This is a genomic window from Janthinobacterium sp. BHSEK (assembly GCF_056174685.1).
The window spans coordinates 24,392-35,610 of record NZ_JBWBYV010000048.1; the positions used below are offsets into that span (position 1 = coordinate 24,392).

7 protein-coding genes and 1 tRNA gene are annotated in these 11,219 nt (G+C 61.0%); 4 read left to right on the top strand and 4 right to left on the bottom strand.

Features of this window, described 5'->3' with window-relative positions; all coding sequences use genetic code 11:
• Positions 1 to 48: 48 nt before the first annotated feature.
• From AC0V2Y_RS17185 to AC0V2Y_RS17195, 3 genes are all read right to left on the bottom strand, one after another.
• Entirely contained in the window at positions 49 to 1,761 is a 1,713-nt protein-coding gene (locus AC0V2Y_RS17185; protein ID WP_475416963.1) for a cation:proton antiporter domain-containing protein, read from the bottom strand.
• A 202-nt stretch (positions 1,762 to 1,963) separates the two neighbouring features.
• Positions 1,964 to 3,085: a beta-ketoacyl-ACP synthase III gene (locus AC0V2Y_RS17190; RefSeq protein WP_475416964.1), complete on the bottom strand. Its 1,122-nt coding sequence runs from the start codon at positions 3,083 to 3,085 to the stop codon at positions 1,964 to 1,966.
• A gap of 191 nt (positions 3,086 to 3,276) precedes the next feature.
• The gene (locus AC0V2Y_RS17195; RefSeq protein WP_475416965.1) at positions 3,277 to 4,719 is read right to left on the bottom strand and encodes a S41 family peptidase; all 1,443 of its coding nucleotides are present in this window, start codon (positions 4,717 to 4,719) and stop codon (positions 3,277 to 3,279) included.
• A 367-nt stretch (positions 4,720 to 5,086) separates the two neighbouring features.
• On the opposite strand from AC0V2Y_RS17195, the gene AC0V2Y_RS17200 reads away from it, so the two are divergent.
• From AC0V2Y_RS17200 to AC0V2Y_RS17210, 3 genes are all read left to right on the top strand, one after another.
• Positions 5,087 to 5,308 (top strand): hypothetical protein, encoded by a 222-nt coding sequence (locus AC0V2Y_RS17200; RefSeq protein ID WP_475416966.1) that lies wholly within the window; start codon positions 5,087 to 5,089, stop codon positions 5,306 to 5,308.
• 220 nt (positions 5,309 to 5,528) lie between these two features.
• Entirely contained in the window at positions 5,529 to 7,592 is a 2,064-nt protein-coding gene (locus tag AC0V2Y_RS17205) for a M13 family metallopeptidase (RefSeq protein ID WP_475416967.1), read from the top strand.
• Between the two features lie 188 nt (positions 7,593 to 7,780).
• Positions 7,781 to 9,856 carry a M13 family metallopeptidase gene (locus AC0V2Y_RS17210; protein ID WP_475416968.1) on the top strand — a complete coding sequence of 692 codons (2,076 nt, stop codon included), beginning with the start codon at positions 7,781 to 7,783 and terminating at the stop codon, positions 9,854 to 9,856.
• Positions 9,857 to 10,164: 308 nt separating this feature from the next.
• Here AC0V2Y_RS17210 and AC0V2Y_RS17215 read toward each other — a convergent pair whose 3' ends face one another.
• Positions 10,165 to 10,728, bottom strand: a complete 564-nt coding sequence (locus tag AC0V2Y_RS17215; RefSeq protein WP_475418172.1) for a c-type cytochrome — start codon at positions 10,726 to 10,728, stop codon at positions 10,165 to 10,167.
• Between the two features lie 199 nt (positions 10,729 to 10,927).
• Here AC0V2Y_RS17215 and AC0V2Y_RS17220 point away from each other — a divergent pair.
• Positions 10,928 to 11,003 (top strand) — tRNA-Arg (locus AC0V2Y_RS17220).
• The last annotated feature ends 216 nt before the right edge of the window (positions 11,004 to 11,219 follow it).

Here is an 11,219-nt window from a genome sequence, read left to right on the forward strand (position 1 = left end):
GCTGGTAAGCGGGCAGGCTTGCTGGGCGGAAAGAGCGCTGGCGCTGGCTTAGTGCGCGCCGTGGCCCTTCTTCGCCGTCTCAAAACTCTGCAGCACGTGCTCGGCCATGCCATTCGCCAGTTCGTGCTCGCCGATAAACACCTTGCCGGCGTTTTCCGCGCGCAGCAATTCCGCCTCTTCCTCGCTGTGCGTGCGTACCACCGTCAGGATGGCGGGGTTCAGCGCGCGCGCCGTCTCGATCATGGCACGCACGTGGAAGGTGTCCGGCGTGGCGATGACGAGCATGGTGGCGTGCGTGATGTGCGCCTGGATCAGCACGGCCGGCTCGCCCGCATTGCCGGCCACGGCCGGGATGCCCTGCTTGCGCAGCTGGTCGACGATTTCGCGGTTTTCCTCGGCCACGACAAAGTGGATGCCCCGCTCCATCAGGGCGGCGGCGATGCGCCGGCCCACGCGGCCGTAGCCGACGAGGACGATCTGGCCCGACAGCTTTTCCTGCGGCACCGTCATCGGCAGCTCGGCCAGCGGGTCCGTGGTGCGTTCGAACTTGCGCGCGAAGTCGCTGTTGCCGATCACGCGCAGCAGCGGCTTGGCCATGCTGAAGACGAGCGGGTTGAGGGCGATCGACAGGATGGCGCCGGCCAGGATCAGGCTTTGCCCTTCCTGCGGCATCAGGCCCAGCGACAGGCCCAGCGCGGCCAGGATGAACGAGAATTCGCCGATCTGCGCCAGGCTGGCCGAGACGATGATGGCCGTCTTCGGCGGATAGCGCAGCGCCATCACCAGCAGGAAGGCGGCAATCGACTTGCCGAAGATAATGATGGCGCACACGGCCAGCACTTGCAGGGGCTTGTCGATGAGGATGGTCGGCTCGAACAGCATGCCGACGGACACGAAGAACAGCACGGCGAACGCGTCGCGCAGGGGCAGGGACTCTTCCGCGGCGCGGTGGCTGAGTTCGGATTCGCGCAGCACCATGCCGGCGAAGAAGGCGCCCAGCGCGAACGACACGCCGAACAGCTTGGTCGAGGCGTAGGCGATGCCGACGGCGGCGGCGATCACGCACAGGGTGAACAGTTCGCGCGAACCGGTGCGCGCCACTTGCCACAGTATCCACGGGAACAGCTTGCGGCCGACGACCAGCATGAAGACGATGAAGCCGGCCACTTGCCCCAGGGTAATGGCCAGGGTTTGCCACAGGCTGACGGCCTCGGCATCGGGCGCGACCTTGCCGCCCAGCACACTGGCGAACGCCGGCAGCAGCACGAGGACCAAGACGGTGACGAGGTCTTCCACCACCAGCCAGCCGACGGCGATGCGGCCGTTGAGCGAATCGAGGATGCCCCGTTCTTCCAGCGCGCGCAGCAGCACCACGGTACTGGCCACGGACAGGGCCAGGCCAAAGATCAGGCCGCCACCGAGGGTCCAGCCCCACCAGTGGGCCAGGCCCATGCCCATCGCCGTGGCGACGCCGATCTGCAGGATGGCGCCAGGCAGCGCAATCTTGCGCACGTCCCACAAATCTTCGATGGAAAAGTGCAGGCCGACACCGAACATCATCAGCATCACCCCGATTTCCGCCAATTGTCCCGCTATTTCCGCATCCGCCACAAAACCGGGCGTGGCCGGTCCGATGATGATGCCGGCGGCCAGATAGCCGACCAGGGCCGGCAGTTTCAGGCGCGCGGCGATGAAGCCGAAGATGAGGCCGAACCCGAGGGCGGCGGCGATGGTGGTGATCAGACTGATGTCATGGGGCATGCGTGTGGGGTTCCTTATGGCGATGGAAAAAGATGTTGCTCAGCGGGTAAGTATAAACGCATCAAAGCCCCTGCCGGAAAATTTCCTGCGGCTTTATTGCAAAAAACCTGTGCTATATCTTCGTCCAGCTGGCCGGGAACGCATGCCATCCACTGGGATCTGCGCCTAATTCAAGCAATCAGGCGCTTTACCTGCCAGGCGCCTACACCTTGCGCACGACCACGCAGCCGATGGAATAGCCGGCGCCGAACGAGCAGATGACGCCCATGGCGCCTGCCGCCATGTCATCCTGATATTTATGGAATGCAATGATCGAGCCGGCCGACGAGGTGTTGGCATAGGTGTCGAGGATCACGGGCGCTTCGTTCGCTTCCGCGTCGCGGCCCAGGATCAGGCGCGCGATCAGCAGGTTCATGTTCAGGTTGGCCTGGTGCAGCCAGTAGCGGCTCACTTGCGCCACTTCCACGCCGGCCTTGGCCAGGGTCGCCTTGATCATTTCGGCGGCCATCGGGCACACTTCCTTGAAGACCTTGCGGCCTTGCTGGCGGAACAATTTGTCGGCCTTGCCCACGCCGGACTCGTCAAAACGGTTGAGGAAGCCGAAATTGTTGCGGATGGCGTTAGAGAAGCGCGTTTTCAGTTCCGTGCCGATGATTTCGAACTGGTGCGTAGAGACGGCCGTGTCTTTCGCTTCGACGATGATGGCCGTGCAGGCGTCGCCGAAAATGAAATGGCTGTCGCGGTCGCGCCAGTTCAGGTGGCCGCTGGTGATTTCGGGATTCAACACCAGCACGGCGCGCGCCTGGCCGCTTTGCACGGCGGCCACGGCTTGCTGGATGCCGAAGGTGGCTGACGAGCACGCCACGTTCATGTCAAAACCATAACCATCGATACCGAGCGCATCCTGCACTTCCACGGCCATGGCCGGGTAGGCGCGCTGCATGTTGCTGCAGGCCACCAGTACCATGTCGATGTCGGCCGGCGTGCGGCCGGCGCGCGCCAGGGCGTCTTTGGCGGCGGCGACGGCCATTTCCGCCTGCAGGGACAGTTCGTCATCGCCCCGCTCCGCAATGCGCGAGACCATGCGGGCCGGATCGAGGATGCCTTCCTTTTCCATCACGAAGCGCGACTTGATGCCGGACGCCTTTTCGATGAAGGCCACGCTCGACAGTTCCAGCGCCGTCACCTCGCCCGCGGCGATCGCGTCGGCGTTATCGGCATTGAACTTTTCTGCGTAGGCATTGAAGCAGGTGACCAGCTCTTCGTTGGAGATCGAAAAGGGCGGCGTGTACAGTCCGGTACCGCTGATGACGACTTGTTTCATGGTTAAACTTTCAAATTTGGCAATCGGCGCGGCGCCGATAAGTGAAGCAAATTTTACACAAACGGGCTCGACTGTAGAGAGTTTCGTGTTGCGGGGGAGGGGGAAGTGTGGCGGAAGATTGATTTTTGTCGCGTGGACGGCTGATCGGGGGGGGGGCATGGCGCCCCCCTCTGTGCTGCTGGCGCTGCTGCTTACTTCTTCTGTTCTTTCTTGACGTCGGCCTGCACCACCACCGGTTCGGCCTTGGCCAGCTGCACCGGCAAGCCCTTCAGGTGGTTCAGCGCCTGATGCAATTGAAAATCGTCCTGGCTGCCGAATTCCAGCGGCTTGCGGGTCTTTTCCAGGGCGATGATGCGCAATTGCTCTTCCATCTCGTCGTTGACGGGCGCGGCCTTGGCACTTTCTTGGTCGCGGTCGTTGCTCAGGTGCTTGGTCAGGTCCGCTTCGCGGATGCGCAAGCCGTTCAAGCCGTCGCCGTCCGCATTCTCGTCGACCAGCAGGTCGGGCACGATGCCCTTGGCCTGGATCGAACGGCCGTTCGGCGTGTAGTAGCGGGCCGTCGTCAGCTTGACGGCCGTATCGGCGGTCAGCTGGCGGATGGTTTGCACGGAACCCTTGCCGAAGGTTTGCGTGCCGATGATGGTGGCGCGCTTGTAGTCCTGCAGGGCGCCGGCGACGATTTCCGAGGCCGAAGCCGAACCCGTGTTGACGAGCACCACCAGCGGCACTTTCTTGATGGCGGCCGGCAATTTCGCCAGCGCATCGCCTTCCGAGCGGAAGGTATAGTATTCGGCCCGGCCGTAGAACACCTGTTTCGAGTCCGGCAGCTGGCCGTTGGTCGAGACGATGGCCGCATCCTTCGGCAGGAAGGCGGCCGAGACGCCGATGGCGCCCTGCAGCACGCCGCCCGGATCGTTGCGCAGGTCCAGCACCATGCCCTTGATGTTCGGGTCCTGCTGGTACAGGGCCGTGATCTGCGCGGCCATGTCGTCGACGGTCGGTTCCTGGAATTGCGACACGCGCAGCCAGGCGTAGCCGGGCTCGACCATCTTCGCCTTCACGCTCTTCTGATGGATTTCCTCGCGCGTGATGGTGAACGCCAGCGGCTGCGGTTCATCCTTGCGGGCAATGGTCAGCGACACCTTGGTGCCCGGTTCGCCGCGCATGCGCTTGACGTTGTCGTCCAGGCTGACGCCCTTCACGGGCTGGCCATCGAGGCGGGTGATCAGATCGCCGGCCTTGATGCCGGCGCGGTAGGCGGGCGAATCCTCGATGGGCGAGACGATCTTGATGTAGCCATCTTCGCTCAGGCCGATTTCAATGCCCAGGCCGACAAACTTGCCTTCGGAGCCTTCGCGCAGCTCGGCGTAGGCTTTCTTGTCGAGGTAGGCGGAATGGGGGTCGAGCGAGGCAACCATGCCGGAAATGGCGTCTTCCAGCAGTTTCTTGTCTTCGACGGGCTCGACGTAATCGGACTTGATCAGGCCAAACACATCGGCCAGCTGGCGCAGTTCTGCCAGCGGCAGGGGCGGCTCGACGGTTTTTTGCGCCATGGCGGAAAATTGCAGCGACACGGCGACGCCGGCCACCACGCCCAGGCCGATCAAGCCGGTATTTTTGAGTTTGCCCATCATTGCACCTTTGCAGCTAGCGTGTCTTGCACAAGCGCCAGTCCCCGTGGAGCGGCGCTGTGTTGAAAGTATAGACCTGAATCTCTGCCGGCGTGGGCCGGCCGTGGAAAAAGCGTGCCTGGGGCCAGTCTACGCGCGAAAACGGGGCTGTCAGCTTGCCATATGTTGCGGTTTTGTATGCGATGTATAGTTCCTCTTGAAGGGAGTAAGCATTTGTAAGAGTCGAAAAAAAGCGTGTGCGGCGGCCCTATAGTGGACTCGCATTCTCGACCCGAAGTGGTTTTGCCTGCGTCCGCGGACGCAGGCTTTTTTTTGTCGGCGGCTTCAGGCTCATTTAGACTGGCGCTTCTTCCTTGGCCGCGGATAAAAAATGTTAACTGATTTGCAGGCACGTGCCGCGCTCACAGCGCTGATTGAAAAGTATCTGCGGGGGCGGAATCCTGATGCGGGCCTGCTGATCGACATCGTTCAGGATCCGTCACGGCAAGTGCCGATTCGAGGTGTGCTCGAAGATATCGGACAGTTCAACGACACGCAGTTCACGCAACAGGAGCGGGCGCTGATCGACGACCTGCTGTATCTGTATGGATAAGCGCTGCATGTGCTTTTCCAGCCCACGCCATGCGCGCTGGACTGGATAATGAAAGTCCCTTGAGCCTGGCCGAACTGAGCGGCGATTCCCGGGCAGTTCCCGGGCCAATGATGGCCAAAAGGCATGGTCGCGTGCTACATTCCCGTAGCGCCCGGCGCGGCGGGCTATCCGCCCGCAGCTATCTGCCCGGTCTTTTTGACATGCCCCATAAGGACAATTCGTGAATCGCTATCTCTTAAGCAGTCTGACCCTGACCCTGTTGGCTGCGTTTGCCCATGCTGCCGAACCCGTATCCGCCGTGGCCGCACCGACCGTGGCGCCTGCCGCCGCTGGCGTCGTTTCAGGCATCGACGTGCAGTACATCGACCCCGCCGTGCGCGTGCAGGACGACTTCTTCACCCATTTGAACGGCAAGTGGCTGGCCACGGCCGAGATTCCGGCCGACAAGTCGAGCTGGGGTTCGTTCGCCAAGCTGCGCGACGACACGACGCCACAGTTGCGCGGCATCATCGACGCCACGCAACAGGACAAGAACAAGAAGGCCGGTTCCGAAGCGCAGAAGATTGCCGACCTGTACGCCAGCTACATGGATGAAGCCAAGCTCGAAGCGCTGGGCACGAAGCCGCTGGCCGGCGAACTGAACCGCATCCGCTCGCTGCGCGACAAGAAGGGCGTGCCCGCCCTGATCGCCCACCTCAGCCAGACGGGCGTGTCGACTCCGTACGCCGTCTACGTGGGCCAGGATGCGCGTGCCTCGACCAAATATGCGGCGTATGTGAGCCAAAGCGGCCTGGGCATGCCCGACCGCGACTACTACCTGGAAGCCAAGCAGGCTGGCGTCAAGGAAAAATACCAGGCGCACGTGGAAAAAATGCTGGCCATGGCGGGCGACAAGAACGCCGCCGCCCGCGCCAAGGCTGTTGTTGCCCTGGAAACATCGCTGGCCGAAGTGCAATGGACCAAGGTCGAGAACCGCGACCCCGTCAAGCGCTACAACAAGACCGACATCAATAAACTGAACGACCTGACCCCGGGCTACGATCTGAAGTCCGGCCTGGCCGCCCTGGGCATCGCCAACAAGGTCGATTACGTCATCGTCAACCAGCCGAGCTACCTGGCCGGCTACAACAAGGTGCTGGCATCCGCCGACCTGGACACCCTGAAAGCGTACTTCGAATGGCAGTTGCTGCGCAGCTACGCCAGCTACCTGTCGAAAAACTTCGTTGACGAGAGCTTTGCCTTCTACGGCACGGTACTGAGCGGCGTGACGGAAAACCAGCCGCGCTGGAAGCGTGGCGTGGGCGCCGTCGAAGGCGTGCTGGGCGAAGCCGTCGGTAAGCTGTATGTCGCGCAATATTTCCCGGCGGAGCGCAAGGCCCACATGCAGGAACTGGTGAAAAACGTGCTGGCCGCCTACAAGGACAGCATCGACACCCTGGACTGGATGAGCCCGGAGACCAAGAAGGAAGCGCAAGCCAAGCTGGCCAAGTTCACGCCGAAGATCGCGTATCCGAACAAATGGCGCGATTACACGAAGTTGCAGATCGTCCAGGGCGACCTGGTGGGCAACATGATGCGCGCCGCCAACTTCGGTTCCGCGCGCCAGGTGGCCAAGCTGGGCAAGCCGATCGACCGCGAAGAGTGGGGCATGACACCGCAAACGGTGAACGCCTATTACAGCTCGACGATGAATGAAATCGTCTTCCCCGCCTCCATCCTGCAGCCGCCGTTTTTTGATGCCAACGCGGACGACGCCGTCAACTATGGCGCCATCGGCGCCGTCATCGGCCATGAAATCAGCCACGGCTTCGACGACAAGGGCAGCCAGTCCGATGGCGACGGCAACCTGCGCGACTGGTGGACCCCGGCCGACCGCAAGAACTTCGCCGCCAAGGCCGACGCGCTGACCAAGCAGTACGACGGCTACAGCCCGTTGCCGGGCTACCACGTCAACGGCGCGCTGACCCTGGGCGAAAACATTGCCGACAACTCGGGCGTGGCGATTGCGTATAAAGCGTACAAGATCTCGCTGGGCGGCAAGCCGGCGCCCGTGCTGGACGGCCTGACGGGCGACCAGCGCTTCTACATGGGCTTTGGCCAGGTGTGGCGCAGCAAGATGCGCGAAGCGCAGCAGATCGTGCAGATCAAGACCGACCCGCATTCGCCTGGCCAGTACCGCGCGAATGGCACCATGGTCAACCAGCCTGGCTTCTATGAAGCGTTTGGCGTGAAACCGGGCGACAAGATGTATGTTGCCCCGGAAAACCGCGTGATCATCTGGTAAGCGCGTGCACGTCGGCGTAAAAAACGTACGACTGTAACAACAAAAAAGACCACTTGCGTGGTCTTTTTTGCATTCTGGCCAAAGTTCTTTCTGTCATTTCGGCCGGTATGCTACAGTCAAAAACCGGGCCAGAAGCCCTGGGCCTTCTGCCCCTTATGTTTCCACACAATATAATATAGAGGACAACCGTGAATCGTTATTTGTTAAGTGCATTGACCCTGAGTTTGCTGGCCGGCGTGTCCGGCATGGCTGGCGCCGCTGATGCGGCCAAGAAAGCTGCTGCCGCTCCCGCCACGGCCGCCGCATCGGCCGCGCTGACCTCCGGCATCGCCATCGAATACGTCGACCCTGCCGTGCGCGCGCAGGACGACCTGTTCCAGCACTTGAATGGCAAATGGCTGGCGGAAACCGTGATTCCTGCTGACAAGTCGAGCTGGGGCAGCTTTGCCAAGCTGGCCGACGATACGCAAACGCAGCTGCGCGGCATCGTCGAAGGCGCTGCCGCCGACAAGGCCCGCGCGGCCGGCTCGAACGCCCAGAAGATCGGCGATTTCTATAACAGCTTCATGGACGAAGCCAAGCTGGAAAGCCTGGGCCTGACGCCCTTGAACGCGGAACTGGCGAAGATCGCCGCGCTGCAGGACAAGGCGGAATTGCCAGCCGTGATCGCCCACTTCAGCAAGCTGGGCGTGACCTCGCCGTACGATTTCGGCATCCACCAGGATGCCAAGGATTCCACCAAATACGTGGCCGACATCGTGCAAAGCGGCCTGGGCTTGCCTGACCGCGATTACTATCTGGAAGAGGGCAAGGCCGACACGCGCGCCAAATACCTGGCCCATGTGGAAAAAATGCTCAGCCTGGCGGGCGATGCGAACGCGGCCGCGAACGCGAAAGCCATCCTCGCGCTGGAAACGGAGCTGGCCAAGGCCCAATGGAGCAATGTGCAGAACCGCGATCCCGTCAAGACCTACAACAAGGTGGAACTGGCGAAACTGGCCAGCGTGGCGCCAGGCTATGACTGGGCCCGCTACCTGAAGGACACGGGCATCGCCGGCAAGGTCAATTATGTGATCGTCAGCCAGCCCAGCTACCTGAAAGGCTTTGCCGAGATCGCCAACAGGACGCCGCTGGAAACGTGGAAAGCCTATTTCCAGTGGCACTTGCTGCACGCCAACGCCGGCTACCTGCCGAAAGCGTATGTCGATGAAAACTTCGCCTTCTATGGCACCACCCTGACTGGCGTGACGGAAATGCGTCCGCGCTGGAAACGCGGCGTGGGCGCCGTCGAAGGCGCGCTGGGCGAAGCCGTGGGCCAGCTGTACGTCGAGCAGTATTTCCCGGCCGAGCGCAAGGTGCGCATGGAAGCGCTGGTGAAAAACCTGATGACGGCCTACAAGCAAAGCATCGACAAGCTCGACTGGATGAGTCCTGTCACCAAGAAACAGGCGCAAATCAAGCTGGCCAAGTTCACCACCAAGATCGGCTACCCGAACAAATGGCGCGATTACTCTGGCCTGACGGTGGCGCCCGACGATTTGATCGGCAACATCCAGCGTTCGCACCTGCTCAATTACAACCGCGAATTGAACAAGCTGGGCCAGCCCATCGACCGCGACGAGTGGGGCATGACGCCGCAGACCGTGAACGCCTATTACAACCCGGAACTGAACGAAATCGTCTTCCCGGCTGCCATCCTGCAAGCGCCGTTCTTTGACGCCAAGGCGGACGACGCCGTCAACTACGGCGCCATCGGCGGCGTGATCGGCCATGAAATCAGCCACGGCTTCGACGACCAGGGCGCCCAGTACGACGGCGACGGCAATCTGCGCGACTGGTGGACCAAGGCCGACCATAAAAACTTCGCCAAGAAAACCAAGCAGCTGGTGGCGCAGTACAACAGCTTCAGCCCCGTCAAAGGCCACTTCGTCAACGGCGAGCTGACCCTGGGCGAGAACATCGCCGACAATTCCGGCGTGGCGATCGCCTACAAGGCGTATAAATTGTCGCTGAACGGCAAGCAAGCTCCCGTCATCGACGGTTTCACGGGCGAGCAGCGTTTCTATGCGGGCTTTGCCCAGGTATGGCGCATGAAGATGCGTGAAGCGCAGCAACTGGTCTTGTTGAAGACGGACCCGCATTCGCCAGGCCAGTTCCGCGCCAACGGCACCATGCGCAACCAGCCAGGTTTCTATCAAGCCTTTGACGTGAAACCGGGTGACAAGATGTATCTGCCACCGAAAGACCGCGTCATCATGTGGTAAGACGCTAAGTAATCCTCGGGAAATTAGTGTGAATTTATGACGAATAGAACCGGATGCTATGCAAGGCGCTCACTGCGACGCAGTGCGAGCACTGCTAGCAGCGAGCAAGCCTCGTCGGCCACCTTGCAGAGCGCCGGTTATAGAAGTCAGAAATCACAATAATTTATTGGGGGTTACTTAGTTCAAGGCATAAGTTGCCAGCCGCCCCGCGCAAGCCGGGCGGCTTTTTTACGGCCTGATGTAACGCAAACGTCGGGCCAAAAAAAACCGCCCCTGCGGGCGGTTCCTCGATACGGGTGCTGCGCTGCTTACTTGGCAGGCTCGGCGGCTGGTGCGCTGGCGCCGTCAGCGGCTGCGGCCGGTGCCGGCACTTCCGGTTCCTTGAACTTGCCGCCCGACGCGTTGGCGATATAGACCACGGCGCGCGCCACTTCCACATCGTCGAGGTCGGGATTGCCGCCCTTGGCAGGCATCGCGCGCAAGCCTTCGATGGCGTGTTTCAGGACCGTATCGTAGCCCTGGGCCAGGCGTGCCGACCAGCCGGCCGCGTCGCCAAACTTCGGCGCACCGGCCACGCCGGCGCCATGGCAAGCCACGCAGGTGGCCGTGTAGACGGCTTCGCCGCTTTGCAGCACTTTCGGGCCGCTGGCATCCTTGAAGGTAAAGCCTTCATTGGCCACCGGGCTCAAGCGGGCATCGATGGCTTCGGGCGACTGGCTGTCCGTGCCGGCGCCCGTCAGTTTTTGCGCCGTGACGAACTGCACCAGCAGGATGATGCCGATGACGGTGACGAGGAAGAAGCCCGCTACGGCGGCAAGCAATTGTTTAGGCGTTTTGATCGCTGATTGTTGTTCGTTATGTGCGTCGCTCATGATGTCCTTAGTCCAGATTTGAAACTGATGGCCGTGTAAGGTAGCATTTTTACATGCTTGTATGTAAACCTTTATGAAACCCACAATTATAGGCACAAAAATTGAGCAGTGACATGCAATTGCCAGCGATACGACAGTTTCCGTAGACGTAGGTAAAGAAAAACGGTATCCTTCGCATCACTTCAGAAATTCCCCCTACGCGGCTGTAGCTCAGTGGATAGAGTATTGGCCTCCGAAGCCAAGGGTCGTGGGTTCGATCCCCGCCAGCCGCACCAAGATTTTCCCTTCAAGATTCGACATCATCCGCAAGTTCCGCAGGCCAAGCACCGTGCGAGATACCTGCCCCGCAGAGCCTTGTATTGCCCCGCCAATTTTGATTTTTCAATAAATATTGCTATCCTGCACTAATAATTTGATATTGAGAAAATATTAAATTCGAGAGGATGTGAAGAACTGGCTGGGCCAGTCTCTTTTTGGTATTGATTCATGCA